Below are 19,572 nucleotides of genomic sequence, written 5' to 3' on the forward strand. Positions count from 1 at the left end.
GCCCATTGATTATGGATTAATTGCGTTGGCCTTATCTACTTCTGGCCAATGCCTCGGTCATTAACGGTTGCCTTTGGTCCGCCTCTTTCCATAACTTCAAAGATCTCCGATAAGCCTCGACACTCTTCGGTTGATTGCGGCTGTTCTTGTAGCCCCTCGCTACGCCTATCCCTGCCATTGGATATAGATCGCCTTCCAGCATCGACGCTTCGCCGCGCCGGGCCAATACTGTTTGAAAATCGAGAATGGCCTGAGACGTCTGACCTAGCGCAGCATGAGCCATGCCGCTCAAATATGCCGCGAACACCGTCTCGTCGTACTGTACGCGAGTATCCAGACCTGGGATGGCCTTCTCTGGCTCATTTATTCCAATCTCCGCTGCAGCGTTCAACTCAGGCACATAGTCTTGCACCACTACAGTATTTCGCGGAAAATGCTGTTGCAGGGTGACGGCGGTCTTTACCGCATATGGCTGATCTCCACAGAGAGCCGCTGCCATTCCTGCGTTAAAGCTTGCAACTGGTCCCTTCGGCAAGCTCTTCCCTTCCTCAACCATCGCCAGTGCGGCGGGGCAACTCTCTGCCAGAGCATAATCAAGAGCACCTTGCGCCAACAAAGACGCCTGGGTACCAGATAGCTCAGCCTCGTCGCTGGCTTTTGCGGCCGCCGTACGCCACAGATCCAGAGCCGCCACCTTCTTTCCTGTGCTATCCAAGTAAAGACCGTAATTATTCAAGTCTGCGTACGTCACCTGTGCGCGACTGCCAATCGTTGGTCCTGCAAGCGCATCCTGCAATTCTCTTACCCGCTCGGTCACAAGATCTTCCCTCCCATCTAGATATGCCGCGGTCAGAACGTTGATACTGCGCGCAACGCCAATGTGACCAGCCTGTGATTCCAGTTCAAGGGCGCTTCCGTATCGATCCATCCCGATCAGGTCGCGTTCTGCCTCGATATAAGTCTCTGCATCGAACGGGTTCTCTTCATACCCCTGCTGTGCAGCATGCAAAGCCTCCGGGAATAACCCTTGAACTCGCAACGCTATCGCCAACCCCTTCCGCCCGTCAACGCTGAGCGGATATCGCAACACATACTCGCGGATTGTTCTGGTAGCCTGAACCAGATCCCCACTCCCATTCATCTCAAAGCAGAATTTCGCCAGCAACTTCACCGCCTCGCTGGCGTGAACTGCGGCATCGCTCGCCAAGCCGGCCGCATCCGCAGACTTCACTTCAGCTTTTTCTTCGCGATAAAGCCATGCAAGACGCATCTGCGCCTGAACAAACTTCGGATCGAAACCGACAGCTTCCTGATATCCCTTCAACGCATCGGTGATTCGCCCACTCTGCTCCGCCGTCGCGCCCGCGAAGTAAGCGTGCAACGCCTCAAGGCTTTTTGACGCCTCATCGCCAAATGGAATAGTTCTCCGCAGGTCAGCTTTACTGTCTTCACTCACCTCTCTTCGCACAGCGAGCGCCAGTCGGCCAATCGCCGCGGGAATCTCTTCCCTGGTCACAGCAATCTCATCGAGGCTCGCGACTTTGTCATTCGAGTCTGTCCTCAACACGTCGACACTGATCCTATAGGGGGCCTCCGATCCGTTGATCTCACCGTACAAATAAGCCTTCGCGCCAATCGTCTGCGCAACACTCTGCACTGGCACTGTCATCATCGCTTCAGTACTTTCCGGCTTTATCTGCGTCAGGCCCGCGCGATATGCTTCACCACCTAGGACATTCAAAGTCTTCGATTGATGCAGCGCAATCTCAAGTCCCTGCATCACAGTTCCGTCCAGCGCTTTGTCACCCGTCTTGTTCTGAACAAGAGTCAGCAGCAAACGATCGCTTGGCTTGAGTACCATCGGACGAAAGAGGCTTCTACCAATCCATAGAGAGGCTGCCGTCGCGAAGACGAGTATTAGGATCACTGCGGCGGCCGCTCGAACCCAGGTTTTCTTTCTCTGCATCGCCATCAGCTCCGCTAAAGAATCGTCTTCAGAGCCAACCCATTCCGTTACCTTCCACTCAGCAATGTCATCGTGAGCTTCTCCAAAACGCGTCAACCCGCATCGAGAGCTTATCGAACATGGTTCAGAAGGTAGTACCCTCGCTCCCGCCAACGCGCTATGACCAACGTCTTGGACACTTGCATCTTGAGACGAGTCGCGTTGCACTACCACCCCGTATACAGAGCCCCGATGCCACTGCGAGTCCTTACTCTCAAATGCCAGAGCACTCGCTTGAGCGAGATGCGAGCCTTGCAGAGCGCTGTCAAAATCTGTCCCCGGCCCGAGCACGGGGCGGGCCAGCCTTTGCTATCACTTGCCTCCCTGGCTCGCACCTCTCGCCGACCCCGTGAATCGCCCTTGCTTGATTCAGGCTTGCGTTTCGGTCCCTTATGCAGAGCGACTGGGTCATAAGCACGAACGAGGGGAACTGCTGACAAAGATCCCCGATGCAACCATCCTCCTCGACCCAGCTTCCCCCAACCCTTGTCAAAGCCTCCTGCAACTCCTGCGTGGTCTGAAATCGCTCAGTCCGATTCTTCGCCATCAACCTGAGAATAATTCGCTCCAAGTCACGCGGAATCGATTCGTTCCAGTTACGCACAGAGTCCGGCGTATGACTGAGAAGCTGCACAAACATCAGCGCACTCGTCGTCCCTTCAAACGGCACACGTCGCGTCGCCATCTCATAAAGGACGACTCCCAGCGAAAACAGATCCGATCGAGTGTCCAACGACTCGCCCCGCGCCTGCTCAGGCGACATATATGCCACCGTCCCAACAGTCGCTCCCGACAGCGTCATATCAAGCGTTCGCGATTCCCAACCCCCACGTACTTCGAGCCCTATCTTCGCCAGGCCAAAGTCCAGCACCTTAGCCTGGCTCTTTCCATTCGGCATCTTCACCAGGAAGATATTTGCCGGCTTGATATCTCGATGCACAATCCCTTTACTGTGTGCCGCCGCCAACGCGTCAGATATCTCAAGTGCATATCGAACAATCTCGTCCGACGAGAGCGCGCCATGTTCGATTCGAGACCTTACGGTTTCGCCCTCCAGCAGTTCCATCACTAGATAAGGCGTGCCATCCTGTTCGCCGATGTCGAACACCATACAGATATTTGGGTGATTCAGTGCAGACGCAGCCCGTGCCTCCTGCAGGAAACGCTCTCGCATTCCTGGCATCTTATAGCTCTCATGCAAAAGCTTCACCGCAACCTCGCGATGCAACCGCTCATCCCAGGCTCGAAAGACGAGGCCCATGCCTCCCCCGCCCAGTCTGCCCAGGATCTCGTACGGACCGAACCTCTGGCCAGCCTCTGGAATCATGCCTCGGTTTGCCTTCTATTCTCCCAGCGTCGATCGGAACTAATATCTTCGCTTTGCGATCATTTTCATAACCGGCCTCGCGAGCGTAACGTCTTCTGCGAGTTGATCGTAATGCTCATCTGCACTTGATCGCAGAATCACCTCGAAAGGGTCCCATACTCGATAAACAAAATCTGCAGCTGACGTGACAGGCCTCGTGCAATCTTTCCAACTGCACCAGACCAGGACTCGTGATCGCTTTCAACTCTCGCATAGCCACCTCAAGGAATACATCCCCCAAGCGTGGCATGCCGTTCAAGACTTATCTTCCACACATCCAGCGCCGTCGCGGGAGCACTTTATAATCAGTGTGTGAACTCGCCTACTCAAATCGTCCGCCGCCCCGCTAACCAGACCCTGCTGATTGATGCCGACGACACTCTCTGGGAGAACAACATCTACTTCGAGCGTGCCATCACCAGCTTCATCTCCTACCTTGATCATCGAGTTCACACTGAGGAAGAGGTCCGCGGACACCTCAACCGGGTCGAGCACGACACCATCCGTGCCCACGGTTACGGACTTCACAGCTTCCGCAGGTCGCTGGTTGCCTGCTTCGAACAGCTCACCGACGTCCCCATGACAGACGAAAAGCACCGTCGCATTGAAAGCTTCGCCCAGTCCATCGCCGATCAGGAGATCGAGCTTCTTCCTGACGTCGCTCCCACATTAAGCGAACTCGCCACGCGCCACCGACTCATTCTCGTTACCAAGGGAGACCAGGACGAGCAAACCGACAAGCTGCATCGATCCGGCCTCGCTCCTCATTTCACTTCTGTTGAGGTGCTGCCTGAAAAACACCACGAGGCCTACCTCTCCCTTTCCTCTCACCACGGTTGCGAGGCATGCAATACCTGGATGGTCGGCAATAGCCCCCGCTCGGACGTCAACCCAGCGCTCTCAGCCGGCTTGAACGCCATCTTCATTCCGCACGATTTCACCTGGGTCCTCGAGCACGAGGTCGTGAACCAACCCCTGCAGGGCAACAACTACTCGAACTTGCGAGCTTCGCCGACCTCACCCTTCATTTCTAGATCAGCGTCGCTTCTGCAGCAGCCGCAGAAGACATAGTTCAGAGCGCCTATATCCGCGCTATCGAAAATGCCTCGATGTTACGGCGACAGGACTCCGCCGCCGCTTGGTTTTCCTCCGTAACGCCATAATCGACTACTATCGCCACCGTTCCGCCGAAGACCGTGCCTTGGAGCGGTTGGCTCGTCACTCCACAGACACTCCGCCCGCTCCCAGATCAGAGGAGATCGAGTATGAGTGCATCGATCACGTGCTTCCCGTTCTGAAGCCCTCCGACAGGAAGCTTTCGCGGAGAAAACTCGCATTCCGGCCGGCAACGCCGCATCCGCATACACCGCGCCCGTCAGGCCCTGAAGAAACACTTGATCCTGGTCTGCAAACTCTGCGCTCACTACGGTTGCGTCAACTGCGCCTGATCTATCCTCATCCGCCCAACAATTTGCCCAACATTCACATGCGATAAACACCCCACAAAACTTCCCTGTAACATCTAAGAGGATTAACACAAGAAGTGAGAGGTGTATGAGCGAAGGTCGTTGGGTTTTATTGATTGCGAGTGAGGTTGGCGGCACGGATTCGGTCTCAGACCGCGCTATGGAGCGGTTGGTGGAGGCGATTCGTCTCGAAGGCTACGAGGTCGTCCGCACCTCGACGCCAGAGGACGGTCTGTCCCTGGTCACATCCGACCCGTCGTACAGCACCATCCTTCTGGACTGGGACCTGGAGGGCGAGAACCAGTTTGCCGAAGGCGCGGCGCTGGCGATCCTCCGTGCCGTACGCCGCCGCAACAAGAAAATCCCCATCTTTCTCATCGCCGACCGCACTCTCGTCAGCGAACTCCCGCTCGAAGTGGTCAAGCAGGTCCACGAGTACATCCATCTCTTCGGCGACACCCCCGCCTTCATCGCCAATCGTGTCGACTTCGCCGTCGAGCGCTACCACGAGCAACTCCTCCCGCCCTACTTCCGCGAACTGAAGAAGTACAACGATCAGGGTGCCTACTCCTGGGATGCTCCCGGCCACATGGGCGGCGTCGCTTTTCTCAAGCATCCCGTAGGCATGGAGTTTCATAAGTTCTTCGGCGAAAACATCATGCGTTCCGACCTCGGCATCTCCACCTCGCCGCTCGGCTCCTGGCTCGATCACCTCGGGCCTCCCGGCGAATCCGAGCGCAACGCCGCGCGCATCTTCGGCGCCGACTGGACCTTCTACGTTCTCGGCGGTTCCAGCACCTCCAATCAGATCGTCGGCCACGGCGTCATTGCGCAGGACGACATCGTCCTCGCCGACGCGAACTGCCACAAGTCCATCTGCCACTCCCTCACCGTCACCGGCGCGCGCCCCGTCTATATGAAGCCCACGCGCAACGGATATGGCATGATCGGCCTCGTTCCTCTCAAACGCTTCAGCCCCGAGTTCATCCGCGGCATCATCGACAAGAGCCCGCTCACTACCGGCGTCGCCAACCAGAATCCCACCTACGCCGTCGTCACCAACTCCACCTACGACGGCCTCTGCTACGACGTGAACCGCGTCGTCACCGAGCTTTCGAAGTCCGTCCCGCGCATTCACTTTGACGAAGCCTGGTATGCCTACGCCAAGTTCCACGAGATCTACCAGGGCCGCTTCGCGATGGGTGTTCCCGACGATATGCCCGATCGCCCCACCATCTTCGCTGTCCAGTCCACGCACAAGATGCTCGCAGCGTTCTCGATGGGTTCCATGATTCACGTCAAGCTAAGCCCACGCGCCAATCTCGACTTCGATCAGTTCAACGAGTCCTTCATGATGCACGGCACCACCTCGCCCTTCTACCCACTCATCGCGAGCCTCGACGTAGCCGCAGCCATGATGGACGAGCCCGCCGGTCCCACGCTAATGAGCGAGACCCTGCAGGATGCCATCAGCTTCCGCAAAGCAATGTCGTCCATCGGCCATCGTCTCCGCGAAGCCGAACAAGGCTGGTTCTTCCGCCTCTATCAACCCGAGTACGTCTTCGATCCCTTCGACGGAAAAACATACCTCCTCGAAGAGGCAGCCGACGGTCTCCTCACCAACCGTTCCAGCGCATGGACCCTCAAACCAGGTGAAGAGTGGCACGGCTTTCAGGATGAAGACATCTCCGACGACTACTGCATGCTCGACCCCACCAAAGTCACCATCCTTACCCCCGGCGTCAACGCTCAGGGTAAGGTCAGCGACTGGGGAATCCCCGCTGCCATCGTCACCGAGTTCCTCGACGGACGTCGCGTCGAGATCGCTCGCACCGGCGACTACACCGTCCTGGTTCTCTTCTCCGTCGGCACCTCCAAAGGCAAATGGGGCGCCTTGCTCGAAAACCTCTTCGAGTTCAAACGCCTCTACGACTCCGAAGCGCCCCTCGAAGAAGCCCTACCTGAACTCGTCTCTCGCTACCCCCATCGCTACCGCAACGTCACCCTCAAAGAGCTCTCCGACGAGATGCACGCGGCGATGGTTCAGCTCAACCTCTCCGGACTCGTCAACGATGCTTGTGACGAAGACTTCGACCCCATCCTCACACCCGCTCAGACCTACCAGAAGCTCCTCCGCCACGAAACCGAGAAGATTCGCTTTTCGGAGATGGCCGGGCGAATCGCCGCTGTCATGCTCGTTCCCTACCCTCCCGGTATCCCCATGTCGATGCCCGGCGAACGTCTAGGCAGCGCCGAAAGCCCAGTCATCAAGCTCATCCTCGCCATGGAAGAGTTTGGTAAGCGCTTCCCCGGCTTCGAACGCGAGGTCCATGGCATCGAGGCCGACTCCGAAGGAAACTATTGGATGCGCGCCGTTGTTGAAACCCCCGGAAAGAAGAAGAACGGCAACGGCCACGGGAAGCAACGCCCACCAAACGCAGCGCCACCTGTCCAGAAGAAGAAGCGCGCTCCAGCGACCTCACCCGTCGTCCCAGGAAGCGGCCTTTCTCCTGAAAGGTGATTCACGGAGCTCTTCTAAGTCGACTCGAACGGCCTTTTTCTATTGACAGAACAGGCCGTTCCCTTTAACTTGCCACCATAGTCGTTCGCGATTGATCGCTGTCGTTCTGTCACCGCATTCCTCGCTCTCCCCAGCATCACGGCCTGGTATTTCGATAGTTTCACCGGTTGAAGCTGGCAATCCCATGCGAACAGTGAACCGCCAAAAGCGGCAATCGGCCCTAAATCCGGAAAACAAACCAAGAAAGGTTCAATAATGAAAAAAGAACTTTTACTCGCTCTGGTGTGCATTGGGGTTACCTTACCGGCTGTTGCGCAAAATAAGATTGACGATCGCCTTGGCAATTCAGCCGAAGTATTAAGACAGTTCCTCGCCAAACCCGACGGCATACCGAAACACCTCCTCAATAAATCCGCATGCGTGCTCGTCTTCCCGTCCGTCAAGAAGGTTGGAGTCGGCCTCGGCGTGACCTATGGACGAGGCGTGATCGCCTGCCGCTCTGGCGCCGACTTTAGCGGCCCATGGTCGGCTCCCGCTATGTACAAGTTGGACGTCGGAAGCCTCGGCGTACAGCTCGGCAGCTCTTCCACCGACTATGTGCTGGTGGTCGAGACCAACGTCGGCGCCTCGAAGATCCTCTCCGGCAAAATGAAGCTGGGTGCGGACGCGACTGCCGTTGCCGGTCCTACCGGAGCGAAAGCCGTTGGAGCCAACGATCCGAATGTCGATGTCCTGACCTACTCCAGAGCCAAGGGTGGATTGTTTGCCGGCGCTTCTTTGGCCAGCGCATCCATGGATACCGACGATGACGCCAACAAGGCTGTGTACGGCAAGGATGTCACCGCCTCACAGATCGTTCGGGACGGGACTGTGACCATTACTCCTTCAGGAAAAGCCTTGGACGGAGTCCTCACCAAGGCATCTCCGAAGCGCGATATGTAACCGATACCGAAACCAACCAGCAAACTGCCTCTTCTCAATCGGAAGAGGCAGTTTCGTTGATACCCGCACATCCGACTTCGCTCCGACGATATTACTCTCGGCAACGTCCCAATCCACAGCTCCCAATCACCGCCCTCAGATGCTATACTTACCTTCGGATTGCTTACCGCACCTCGCGCTCACCGGCGTCGAGATAAAGCGCGGAGGTGGCGAAATTGGCAGACGCACTAGCTTGAGGTGCTAGCGCCGCAAGGCATAGGGGTTCAAGTCCCCTCCTCCGCACCAATCCAAACTTTCGAACGATTCATCCCAGGGTCGACCGGAGACGGTTGGCCTATTGTCTGCCCAATATCCACGAATTCAAAGCGAAATGCCAGATAGGATCTCCTCTGCCTCGAGCCGCACCCCCATAGGGGCGATGAAATCGTCGACTCTATACAAAGAGATCAATCTCTACACGGCACCAGATCCGCGGAACACTGCAGGGATCGTCTGAAAAAGAATTTTGATATCGAGCCACACCGACCACTGATCGATGTATCGCATATCCAACGCCATCCACTCGTCGAATCCTATAGAGCTCCGGCCCATAATCTGCCACAGGCAGGTGATTCCCGGCTTCACACTGAACCGTCGTCTGTGCCAGTCCTGCGAAAATCCCTCGTAGTCACGAAGCGGAAGCGGTCGCGGACCTACAAGGCTCATGTCTCCGATCAGCACATTGATCAGCTGCGGGATCTCGTCCAGACTCGTCTTCCGAAGAAACCTGCCCGCCGGAGTAATCCGCGGATCATTCTTCAACTTGAACGTTGGCCCCTGGGTCTCGTTCAGGTGTTCGATCTGCGACATAAGACGTTCCGCATCCTGAACCATCGTGCGAAACTTCAGAATCTCGAAAGGCCGCTTGCCGTACCCCATTCTGGTCTGCCTGAAGAAGACCGGTCCTTTGGAAGTCAGCTTGATCAACAACGCGATCATCAGGAAAAGCGGAGCCAGCCCCACAAGCAACAACAGGGACACCATGACATCGGTTGCACGTTTGATCATGAACGCCCACGCATTCCAGGATTCATCATGCAAAGTAATGGTGCCAATGGTTCCGCGCAAAAAGCCGTCCGTTTGGACTCGTCCTGATCAAAAAAGTACCAAGAAACCGGACAGCGATTCCGTGATCGCGACATGAGGAGATGATGCTCGCAATCTGCTGGTAGAACGACGCCAGAGGCAAAGCGACAATCACCTCATCCACCGGTAGCGTTCTCAATAATTCTGGGACGGAATCCAGACCACCAACTAAAGCTCCCAGTTGGGAGTCAGCCGTCTGTTTGCTCCACCATTGATCATCCACAAAACCCTGTACGCAGTATCCCCATTCAGGGTGGTTGGCTAACTCTAGAACAAAGCTATTGGCTCGGCGATTGGTGCCCACGATCAGGACATGTCTGCGATTGTGCCCCGGGCACGAAACGCCTGCATCGTCGCTCGAGCGACCAGACGCGTTGTAAGAAATGCCGCGAAGCTCATAATGCCGAAGAGGGCTGCGACAACGGCCATGTCTACCGTGCTGCGTATGGAACGGGAGCCGATCAGCCACAACCAGACGCAACTCAACAGCGCACAGAGCGAACTGGCCGTGCAGACATCGAGTATCTCTCTAAGAGAACCGTTCAATCGACGCGAACGATAAAACCCGTTGGACCGCAGTGCCACATGCCATCCTGTGGCCAGCACGATCGTCGCCACAAAAACCTGAATGGGATAGTGCGTCTCCAGCGAGTTGAAGACATCGAATACACGCTGATGAACCGCTGTTACATAAGAAAGGCCGAGACAGCAGAACAAGAGCCCGATATCGCCGATTGGTGCTAGCTCTAAAATGGTTGTTCTGTTGGAAGGTGTCATTGGGGAAGCCCCTTCAGAGAGTGCCTTCTCGCAAATTGGTGGAACCACTGAGCAACAAGTTGAGCCCTAATGTGCTACGTCCCAGAGTAACCTGTATCGATATCTCCAGGCAACGAAGAAAAGTACCCGAGAAGTATTTCTCACGAGAGAGATGCGATTGCAAAACTGAATTCTTACCGCCAACCGGAGATTGTGTTTCACCCCACGACAATCAGAGCTTCGTCGAATACCCGACGTTGTGCCCTGAACCTGTTCAAGAAGACGGCACCGGCACACAAAATAAAAAATAGCTTCCACACCGCAACCTGCGGTATAAGGAGACTTGACTGTTTTTCTGCAACAGAGCGACAGCAAAGCTGAGAAAATTCTCATGCAGCGACAAACGTCCGTGCTGGAGGGCCCCATGGAGACACTTACCAATAAAATGGCGCTTCCAGGGCCATCACCCTCCTCACTCCGAATCTCAACCAGCCTCAAGCGTCCCGCCGGGATGCCGCGGGCGCGCCAGGGAGTTCCCTGCCGATATTTCAGATATCTCCGCGGCCCAGCCAACTCATCCATGGTTCTCATCATCCTAAACGGGACAGCTGCCTATAGGGACCAAGCTCATACACGGAAAAAGAATAACGGCGAGCAGCATCGCCAACCTCGGTTTTGCACATAAAAAATAGATTTCTGGGAGACCCTATGAGTGATTCGATTCACATTGCAGTCGTCGGTTCCGGCTACGTCGGATTAGTAGCTGCTGTTTGTTTTGCAGAGATGGGTCACAGCGTCGTATGCGTCGATAATGACCAGCAAAAAGTGTCCGCACTGCAAGACGGAGAGAGTTTAATTCACGAGAAGCACCTGCCCGAACTCCTGCAGCGATATGGCAACGCCAGGGTGCGGTTCACCACAGACCTGTCTGCTGCCACGCGTGAAGCACAGGCAATCTTCATAGCTGTAGGAACACCCCAGAGCGAAACAGGAGATGCGGACCTGTCGTACGTCGAGGCAGTCGCCAGTGAAATTGCGCGCTCGATCACAGCCTATAAGGTGATTGCAGAAAAAAGCACAGTTCCCGTCTACACGAACGAGTGGATTCGCAGGGTTATGGAACGCAACGGCGTCTCGAGAGAGATGTTTGACGTCGTCTCGAACCCGGAGTTTTTACGCGAAGGAACGGCCGTATCAGACTTCCTCCATCCAGATCGAATCGTCGTAGGAACAGATAGTGACCGTGCCGCCGACATCATGTCCAAGATCTACGAACCCCTGACCACAGGCAGGTACTACGCAAAGGCAGGAGCGATCGACGGTGCCTGCAATCATGACACCCCACCGCCTCTGCTACGTACCACCACCAAGAGCGCCGAGATCATCAAGCACGCCTCAAACGCCTTCCTTGCTCTCAAGATCTCCTTCATCAACGCCGTCTCCAACCTTTGCGAGGCCGCAGACGCCGACGTCGAGCAGGTTGCCCAGGGCATGGGCCTCGACAGCCGCATCGGTCCACGGTTCCTGCGGCCCGGCATCGGTTACGGTGGATCCTGCTTTCCGAAAGACGTCGCCGCGTTCCGCTCCGTCGCCGAGCAACTCGGAGTCAATTTTGCTCTCCTGACCGAAGTCGAAAACATCAATGCAGACCAGAAGCGGAGATTCCTCAACAAGGTTCGTTCAGCGCTTTGGACGCTCCGCGGCAAAAACTTGGCGTTCTCGGTCTTGCCTTCAAAGGCGGAACCGACGATATCCGCGACTCTCCCGCGATCGAGTTAGTTCGAATGTTGATCGAAGAAGGATGCTCCATCCGTGCCTTTGATCCCGCCGCAATGCAGCGTGCTGAGCAGATACTCCCGTCAAGTCCCGAGATTCAATACGCATCTGACCCCTACGACGCTTCCAATGACGTAGATGCTCTTTTGATCCTCACAGATTGGGCGGAGTTTGCACGTCTCGACCTTCAGCGCCTCAGCGCAGCGATGCGCTTTCCGATCATCCTGGATGGCCGGAATCTATATGATCCCGAACTGATGTTGGAAAATGAGATTACTTATTTCAGCGTAGGTAGACCCACGCGACACCACACCCAGGAGCTCGCAACCGTCGCATCTCGCTCTCGATAGTCGATCCTTACTCAAGTCGTTTCTTCGATCTACTGAACATTTTGCGCGAGCCGGTTGGGTTTCCTGAGTAAGCCCGATTGAATCTCGCATCCGAGGGAGATATGAACGCCAAAAGAATTCTTGTAACAGGAGCGGCAGGATTTCTCGGTTCGCACCTGTGCGATTCCCTGCTGGACGCAGGAAACAGCGTGATCGGCGTTGACAACCTGAGCACGGGCAATGAAGCTAATCTGGTTCACCTGCGCAACGAGTCCCGATTCAAGTTTGATCGCCTCGATATCTGCCAGCCATTCGACCCCGGTAAAGTCGACTTCGTCTTCAACTTTGCTTCGCCGGCAAGCCCTGTAGACTACGCCCGGCTCGGCGTGGAAACACTGCTCGTCGGGTCGGCCGGAACCATCAACACTCTGAAAATAGCAAAAAGTACCACGCCGGGTACCTGCACGCCTCTACCTCCGAGTGCTACGGAGACCCCGAAGTTCATCCCCAGACGGAAACCTACTGGGGACACGTCAATCCAATCGGACCCCGTTCCGTCTACGACGAAGCCAAGCGATTCTCCGAGGCCGCGGTCATGGCCTACCACCGCTATCATCGAGTCAACACCCACCTGGTGAGAATCTTCAACACGTACGGCCCAAGGTTACAAATCAACGATGGCCGAGTCATCTCCAACCTCATGTCGCAGGCCCTTCGTGGCGAGCCGCTCACCATTTACGGGGACGGTATGCAGACCCGAAGCTTCTGTTATGTCTCGGATCTGGTAGCCGGCATCCTCGCACTCGCAGACTCCGACGAGCATCTTCCCGTCAACATAGGCAATCCAGAAGAGTGGACCATCCTAAGTTGCGCCGAAGAGATTCTCAAGCTCATCGGATCAGACAAAAAAGTCGTCTTCAAGCCGCTTCCCCAGGACGACCCCACCCGTCGCAGGCCAGACATCAGCAAAGCGATCCGTCTCCTGGGATGGACCCCCAAGATTCAACTCCGTCAGGGACTAGAGATGTCGTTAGCCTACTTCCAAGCCCACGCTGAAACGGGTTTGGTTCGGAACTCATAGGCCATAAGAAATTATTCTCATGGATAATTTAGTAAATACGTCTCTGCGCAAAAGAAAGAACATAGATTTATGCCCACGAGAGACCCTCAACTTCCATTGTGAATTTTCGGAGTAATCGAATCACTGTAAGCAATACTCGATGAGCACTTACGTCACAATTGAACGTAGCAATTCATGTAACGTTTTCGTCTGGAGATCATCTCTGATAGTGAGAAGATATTCTCAATTGAGTGACCAACCTCGTGCTGGAGAGACTCATGAAGCGAGTTACTGAAAACAATACCTCTCCTGATGTCATTAAAGTCATTGTGGCGAACCTGCCCGTGATGCTTTGCGAGCTTTTGCAGGGTGCCTTTCAAGCGGTTCCCGATATCGAGATCGTCGCCCCGATCAATGATGTCCAGCATCTCCTCAGTACGACCGGGCCCATCCCGGCAGACGTCATCCTCATCGGCTCCTCAAGAATGGACAACACGCCCGGAGCCGTCTCGATCCTTCAATCGCTTCCCGACTTTTACAAAAGTGCCCGCGTCGTCGTCCTCACCCAGGATCCCGACTATGCCGAAGTCATCTCCTTATTCCGCGCCGGAGCGAAAGGAATCTTTGGCAGCGCCGATCTACGGTTCGAGCTCCTCTGCAAGTGCATCCGATGCGTTCACCAGGGGCAGATATGGGCAAAGAACGAGCTGCTCGCCCACCTCGTGTCTTCTCTCTCTCATCCCAGATCTACCAATGTCATAGACCGCCACGGCAAACCGCTGCTCACCACCCGCGAGCAACAGGTCCTGCATCTTCTATCGGACGGCCTCAGCAACTCCGAGTTGGCTACCGTGCTAAAGCTCAGCGAACACACGATCAAAAACCACCTCTTCCGCATCTACGACAAACTCGGCGTCTCCAATCGCATGGAGGCGGTGTTGTATGCGCTCACCCCTCGCGACACGCATCCGATACAAAATCGCCCCGCCCACCCCCAGCCTCCAACAAAATCGCAATCATCAAGACCGCCTAAGCCCGCATCACACCTTTGCCGTCATCCTGAGCGGAGCGAAGGATCCCGATGAACTCCATCCTGCCCAAACCGCTCGTCCCTTTTCCACCCAACCTCTTACGCAGTTGCCGATTCCTTATCGCGCCGGCGGGATGCTCCTGTCTCCGGACGCAGTCAGGCTGTTGTGGACTTAGATTCAGCACACCACCCCGTATCAACCATCTCCGCCAGAAGCCGGTCATACAGCCACCGCCAGTTGGGCTACCTGTTATAGCCAGTGATACACTAGGTTCTAGGTCTAGGTGGGAACGCCGCAAGGCGCCGGGACTCATGCACCGATCCCGAACATTCTCCGGACAACAATTCTCCGGGCACAAGAGGTAGCAAGCAGCTCCGATGGTTATTCTTCTCGTCATCATTCACGTTATCGTCTGTCTCTTTCTCATTGGCGTAGTCCTCCTGCAGCAGGGCAAGTCGGCCGACCTCGCCGGAGCCTTTGGCGGCCAGGGATCGCAGACCGCTTTCGGTCCTCGCGGCGCAGCCAATCTTCTCACCAAGCTCACCACCTACTCGGCGATCGTCTTTATGGTCACCTCCATTGGTCTTACCATCCTGCTCTCGCGCGCCAGTGGCGACCACTCCGTCCTCTCCGGCACCGCCCACCCCACCAGCCAGACGACGCCCGCCAAGAAGTAACTCTTAGATCTTCCAAGATGCGCAGGCCCCGGCTTGCGCATTTTTTATTCCAAAAAGCTCCCACCTGAAGGCTCAAACTCCCATGATCCACGAGATTCTCGTTGTCGGCCCGCTGCAATGCAACTGCTCCATTCTGGGAGACGAAACCTCCCGCGAGGCCATCGTAGTCGATCCCGGCGACGACATCGGCCGAATCATGGCCGTCTTAGCCACCCACAACCTCACCGTCAAACAAATCGTCATCACCCACGCCCACATCGACCACATCGCCGGAGCCCATCGCCTCAAGCAACTCACCGGCGCCCCCATCCTCTACAACCAACATGACCTCCCTCTGGTCAAAATGATGGACATTCAGGCAGGCTGGCTCGGCATCCCCACCCCCACTGTCCCCACCCCCGACGACACCCTCGAGGACGGTAAACTCATCGCCATCACCGGTCTCGCCGGCTCCATCATCCATACCCCGGGCCACACCGAAGGCAGCGTCTGCCTCTACCTCCCAGCCCAGACTCTCCTTCTCGCCGGAGACACCCTATTCGCCGGCAGCGTAGGCCGCACCGACCTACCCGGCGGCGACATCCGCAAGCTCCTTGCCTCTATCCACGACCGCCTCCTCACCCTGCCCGACGAGGTCACGGTCATTCCCGGCCACGGCTCCAGGACCACGATCGGCGCGGAACGCGACTCAAATCCTTTTCTTCAAACATAATAAAATCAGTTGCTTATAAGAAATACAAAATGTACAACTTTACACGCACCCCATAAGCTAGTAACTAGCGTGATTCCACTTAGTTACCCTTTTGATCCTCGATATCCCCTCCGCAAACTCGCCCGCAGGTCCCAGCAGACTCACCACCACCCGACCAGCTTCGCTTATCCCGTAAAAGCTCCCCGGATGTACCACCACTCCCGCCTCCCGTAGTAACCTCCCCGCAACATCTTCCTCGCCGAGCCGCTGCGGCAGCCGCAGAATCGCACTCCATCCCGCATCCAACCTCAGAACTTCGGCACCGCCCCCCGCCGTCGTCAGCAGGTTTCCCCTCACCCTATCCCGAATCTGTTTCTGAATCCACTGCCTCCCAGCCAACCAGACCGGCAGCGCCCACTGCATCGGAGCGTTCATCGACAAGAAGGTATCCGCGACGACCTCCAGCCGCCCCATCGCCGGCCCGCGATCCCCCTCCGGCCCCAACCCCACGATCCACCCAACCTTCATCTGCGGCAGCCCCGCAATCTTGCTCATCCCGCTCAGTACAAATGTCAGCGCCGGGTGCGGCCCCACAGCAAAGCTCCGCAACCTAACATCCTCTTCAACCGGATAATCCAGAAACACCTCATCCACGATCAGTGCCAACCCGCGTCGCGCACAGATCTCCTCCAGCCTCCCCCGCTCTGCCACTCCCGTAGCGTGCCCCGTCGGATTGTTCGGATGAACCACAACAATAGCCTTCGTCCTCGGCCCAATCCGACCCTCCAGCTCCGCAAAATCGATCCACCATCCATAGTCATAGAACAGTGGGTAAGGCTTCAGCCGCACATCCTCCAGGTCCGCCAGAAAATCGAACAGCGGATAGCTCGGCTGCGCCACCAGCACCTCATCGCCCGCGTCGCACAGCAGCCGAAACAGATACCCATACCCCTCACTCGTACTGGTAGTCAGCACCACGCTGTCCGGATCAACATCCGCCCCATGATCCCCGTAATATCCCGCCACCGCTTCCCGCGCAAAGCGCATCCCCCGCGGATCAGGATCGTACGTCAAGGCTTCCCTCCTCGCCAGCGGCGCAAGAACAGCCTCCTCGTCGTAGTCAAACCCACAAACCGTAGGGTTCGACACGGTCAGATCCACCAACTCCCGCCCCGCCGCTTTCGCCTCGCGAATCGCAGCCGCGTACCCACTCTCCCCCACATCCCAACCCGTCCGCGTCGAAAACCGATAGCTCACCCTCCCATGCTAATCGGTGTGCGAGACCGCCTCGGTTCCAGCAGTCGAATCCAACTGATCCCGTCGGCGCGCAAACAAAAACGGGCGACGCAATCGCATCGCCCGCCCAGGTTTTCTCTAAACTACGTAGAACAGGCTTCGTCCTCCCAGCTGGATCACTCGCATCCCGCCCCTGTGGCGTGGTCGCCTGAGCCGAGATGACACAAAGGTGCTCGGACTGCTCAGCACCGTATAGACACCTATTTTTATCGGAATAACGAGATCCAATTGCGTTCGAGTAGATCTTTGGCAGTCTCCAACTGGACCGCCCCCTTCAACCTCATCCTCCCGGCCCATCGCATCTCCGCCCGGCTGCGCTAACGTTCAAACCACTGCCTTACAATTGCCTTTCATGGCATTAGTAAAAGCAATCCTCTTCGACTACGGCATGGTCCTCTCCGGCGAGCCTGACCCCAACGCCTGGACCCGCCTGCGCTCCATCACCGGCCTCAGTGAAGAAGTGCTCCACCGCGAGTACTGGGCTCACCGCCACGCCTACGACCGCGGCGACCTCAACGCCGAATCCTTCTGGCACACCGCCGCCGCAGGCGCTGGCATCGTCATCACGCCTGCGCAACTCGCCCAACTCATCGCAGCCGACACCGATTTCTGGTCGACCCTCAACCCTCCCATGCTCGACTGGGTCGACCGACTCCAGCACTCCGGCATTCGCACCGGCATCCTCTCCAACATGCCCGACGCCATGGAAGCTGGCCTCCGCGCCCGCCACGCATGGATCGAATCCTTCGACCATCACACCTGGTCCCATGCCGTCAATCGCGCCAAGCCCGAGCCCGAGATCTACCAGCACGCCGCCGAGGGCCTCCAGACACCGCCCGAAAATATCCTCTTCATCGACGACAAATCAGAGAACATCGCCGCTGCTATCGCCACCGGCATGCAGGCCATTCAATACTCCACACACCCCGCCTTCGAGCAGGAGATGCGCGCCCGCGGGCTCAACTACCTCCTACAACTTGAGCGGCATACGGACTCCCAAAACGGGAAGCTATAGTACCTCCGTAACGTATCGTCTGGATTTCTCCACTCAAACAGCTCCAACGCAAGGAATATTTAAGGTCAGGCTGCACCAGCGTACCGCCCGCAGCTAACAAAACATGAAGACACCGCTCTCTCTCCGACGTGTACTTGCCGGTCTCTGCGGCGTCATCGCTCTCCTCCTTGTTGCTTCCCTGCCCCTGGTCGCGCAGATCACCGCCCAGCTCACCGGTCCCCAGGAACTGCTCTTCGCTGGCCTGCTCGGTTCATCGAACCCCGATCCAGCTAACTCACACCACGCCCAGTTCAACGCCATCCAATCCGACTCCGCCGGAGACCTCTACCTCCTGCTCGACCAGGGCGACGGCATCCGTCTCCTCAAAACCGATCCGACAGCGACCAACATCCTCGCCCAAGCTCATCTCGGCTCGAGCGGCGACATCGGCCTCGCCATGACGCTGGACCCCGCAGGCAATCTCTACATCACCGGAACCACAACCTCCGGCACGCTCTCCACAACCGCCGGCGCAGCCTTTCCCAGCGCGGCCGATACATCTATCAACTCGTACATCGGCAAATTCGATCAGAACTTGAATGTCCTGTTCGTCACCTACACCGGCAGCCCCCGCACCGCAGCCTCCGCCATCGCCGCCACAGCCGACGCCGTCTTCCTCACCGGCAGCATCTTCGGCTCCGCGCTCCCCGTCACACCCTCCGGCATCATCCAGTCCCCCGCCTCCGGCTCGCTGCAAAACGGCTTCGTAGAGAAATTCAACACCACCGGAACCACCCTCCTCTACGCCACCTACCTCAGTGGCCAGAACGGCAACACCGCCCCCGCCGCCATCGCCGCCGACACCTCCGACAACGCCTACGTCGCCGGCTACACCACCTCCAGCGGCTACCCCACCCTCTCGGCCATCATCCCCGACCTCCTCACCGCCACCTCCGGCTTCCTCACCAAACTCACCCCCGCCGGCGACGGCATCGTCTTCTCCACCTTCATCCCCGGCCCCGGCATCTCCTCGCTCGTCATCGCTCCTTCGCCGCAAGACCCCACCACACAGACCCTCCTCCTCACCGGCTCCATCGCCCCCGGCCAGTTCCCCATCGCCACCGTCTCCTCCCCGCTGGTCAACACCAACTACCAGACCCTCCTCCGCCTCTCCCTCGACGGCAGCACCCTGCTCACCTCCGACCTCCTCGCACCGGGCATCCAATCCTCTGTCACACAGGCGTCATCTGGCGCAGTATGGGTCTCGGCAACCAACAACAATCCCGCATGGCTGCTCCCTCTCACCGCGCTCTCCAACATCGGCAACAGCTATGCCCTCCGCGTGACGCAGCAGAACACCATCGACCAGACCATCCGCCTCGGCGGCCTTCCCACCACCAACCTCCCTTTCGCCAGCGCACCCGTCACACTCACCGGCCTCACTGTTGGCTCGCTGGGCCAACCCACCTTCGCCGGCAGCGCATCTCCCACCGCCAGCGCGAGCTTACTCGCCACCGAAACCTACGATCTCCCGCTC

14 protein-coding genes, 1 tRNA gene and 3 pseudogenes are annotated in these 19,572 nt (G+C 57.2%); 11 read left to right on the top strand and 7 right to left on the bottom strand.

The window, feature by feature from the left end:
• Positions 1–31: 31 nt before the first annotated feature.
• Both RBB80_RS23125 and RBB80_RS23130 read right to left on the bottom strand, forming a co-directional pair.
• Positions 32–1,966, bottom strand: coding sequence for a tetratricopeptide repeat protein (locus RBB80_RS23125; protein ID WP_433964692.1), 1,935 nt, complete (start codon positions 1,964–1,966; stop codon positions 32–34).
• A 304-nt stretch (positions 1,967–2,270) separates the two neighbouring features.
• Positions 2,271–3,332, bottom strand: a complete 1,062-nt coding sequence (locus RBB80_RS23130) for a serine/threonine-protein kinase (RefSeq protein WP_433964693.1) — start codon at positions 3,330–3,332, stop codon at positions 2,271–2,273.
• A gap of 282 nt (positions 3,333–3,614) precedes the next feature.
• Here RBB80_RS23130 and RBB80_RS23135 point away from each other — a divergent pair, with 282 nt between their 5' ends.
• The 4 genes from RBB80_RS23135 (at position 3,615) to RBB80_RS23150 (ending at position 8,585) form a co-directional block, all read left to right on the top strand.
• Positions 3,615–4,442: an HAD family hydrolase gene (locus RBB80_RS23135; protein ID WP_433964694.1), complete on the top strand. Its 828-nt coding sequence runs from the start codon at positions 3,615–3,617 to the stop codon at positions 4,440–4,442.
• 483 nt (positions 4,443–4,925) lie between these two features.
• Complete coding sequence (locus RBB80_RS23140; protein ID WP_433964695.1) at positions 4,926–7,358, top strand: Orn/Lys/Arg decarboxylase N-terminal domain-containing protein; 2,433 nt, start codon at positions 4,926–4,928, stop codon at positions 7,356–7,358.
• A gap of 255 nt (positions 7,359–7,613) precedes the next feature.
• Positions 7,614–8,300 carry a lipid-binding SYLF domain-containing protein gene (locus RBB80_RS23145; protein ID WP_433964696.1) on the top strand — a complete coding sequence of 229 codons (687 nt, stop codon included), beginning with the start codon at positions 7,614–7,616 and terminating at the stop codon, positions 8,298–8,300.
• 200 nt (positions 8,301–8,500) lie between these two features.
• A tRNA-Leu gene (locus tag RBB80_RS23150) sits at positions 8,501–8,585 on the top strand.
• 168 nt (positions 8,586–8,753) lie between these two features.
• Here RBB80_RS23150 and RBB80_RS23155 read toward each other — a convergent pair.
• From RBB80_RS23155 to RBB80_RS23165, 3 genes are read right to left on the bottom strand one after another with little or no spacing between them, the layout of a single operon-like run.
• Positions 8,754–9,407 (bottom strand): sugar transferase, encoded by a 654-nt coding sequence (locus RBB80_RS23155; RefSeq protein WP_433964697.1) that lies wholly within the window; start codon positions 9,405–9,407, stop codon positions 8,754–8,756.
• Positions 9,373–9,729 carry a nucleoside-diphosphate sugar epimerase/dehydratase gene (locus RBB80_RS23160; protein WP_433964698.1) on the bottom strand — a complete coding sequence of 119 codons (357 nt, stop codon included), beginning with the start codon at positions 9,727–9,729 and terminating at the stop codon, positions 9,373–9,375. Before RBB80_RS23160 ends, RBB80_RS23155 begins: the two co-directional genes overlap by 35 nt.
• Before the next feature lie 2 nt (positions 9,730–9,731).
• On the bottom strand, positions 9,732–10,202 hold the full coding sequence (locus tag RBB80_RS23165) for a hypothetical protein (protein ID WP_433964699.1): 471 nt from the start codon (positions 10,200–10,202) through the stop codon (positions 9,732–9,734).
• 687 nt (positions 10,203–10,889) lie between these two features.
• Here RBB80_RS23165 and RBB80_RS23170 point away from each other — a divergent pair.
• The 5 genes and pseudogenes from RBB80_RS23170 (at position 10,890) to RBB80_RS23190 (ending at position 15,766) form a co-directional block, all read left to right on the top strand.
• Positions 10,890–12,307 (top strand): annotated as a pseudogene (locus RBB80_RS23170) (UDP-glucose dehydrogenase family protein).
• 101 nt (positions 12,308–12,408) lie between these two features.
• Positions 12,409–13,367 (top strand): annotated as a pseudogene (locus tag RBB80_RS23175) (UDP-glucuronic acid decarboxylase family protein).
• Positions 13,368–13,624: 257 nt separating this feature from the next.
• The gene (locus RBB80_RS23180) at positions 13,625–14,431 is read left to right on the top strand and encodes a LuxR C-terminal-related transcriptional regulator (RefSeq protein ID WP_433964700.1); all 807 of its coding nucleotides are present in this window, start codon (positions 13,625–13,627) and stop codon (positions 14,429–14,431) included.
• A gap of 323 nt (positions 14,432–14,754) precedes the next feature.
• The gene (secG, locus tag RBB80_RS23185) at positions 14,755–15,054 is read left to right on the top strand and encodes a preprotein translocase subunit SecG (protein ID WP_433964701.1); all 300 of its coding nucleotides are present in this window, start codon (positions 14,755–14,757) and stop codon (positions 15,052–15,054) included.
• A gap of 82 nt (positions 15,055–15,136) precedes the next feature.
• Complete coding sequence (locus tag RBB80_RS23190) at positions 15,137–15,766, top strand: MBL fold metallo-hydrolase (protein ID WP_433964702.1); 630 nt, start codon at positions 15,137–15,139, stop codon at positions 15,764–15,766.
• 57 nt (positions 15,767–15,823) lie between these two features.
• On the opposite strand, the gene RBB80_RS23195 is transcribed toward RBB80_RS23190, so the two are convergent.
• Entirely contained in the window at positions 15,824–17,002 is a 1,179-nt protein-coding gene (locus RBB80_RS23195) for a pyridoxal phosphate-dependent aminotransferase (protein ID WP_433964703.1), read from the bottom strand.
• Between the two features lie 391 nt (positions 17,003–17,393).
• On the opposite strand from RBB80_RS23195, the gene RBB80_RS23200 reads away from it, so the two are divergent.
• Both RBB80_RS23200 and RBB80_RS23205 read left to right on the top strand, forming a co-directional pair.
• Positions 17,394–18,056 (top strand): HAD family hydrolase, encoded by a 663-nt coding sequence (locus RBB80_RS23200; protein WP_433964704.1) that lies wholly within the window; start codon positions 17,394–17,396, stop codon positions 18,054–18,056.
• Positions 18,057–18,492: 436 nt separating this feature from the next.
• Positions 18,493–18,897, top strand: a pseudogene (locus RBB80_RS23205) (hypothetical protein); the annotation flags it as partial.
• A gap of 467 nt (positions 18,898–19,364) precedes the next feature.
• Here the strand turns inward: RBB80_RS23205 and RBB80_RS23210 are convergent.
• Positions 19,365–19,550: a hypothetical protein gene (locus RBB80_RS23210; RefSeq protein WP_433964705.1), complete on the bottom strand. Its 186-nt coding sequence runs from the start codon at positions 19,548–19,550 to the stop codon at positions 19,365–19,367.
• Positions 19,551–19,572: the final 22 nt, after the last annotated feature.

The sequence above is a fragment of the Tunturiibacter gelidiferens genome (assembly GCF_051013345.1).
Taxonomy (GTDB): domain Bacteria; phylum Acidobacteriota; class Terriglobia; order Terriglobales; family Acidobacteriaceae; genus Edaphobacter; species Edaphobacter gelidiferens_A.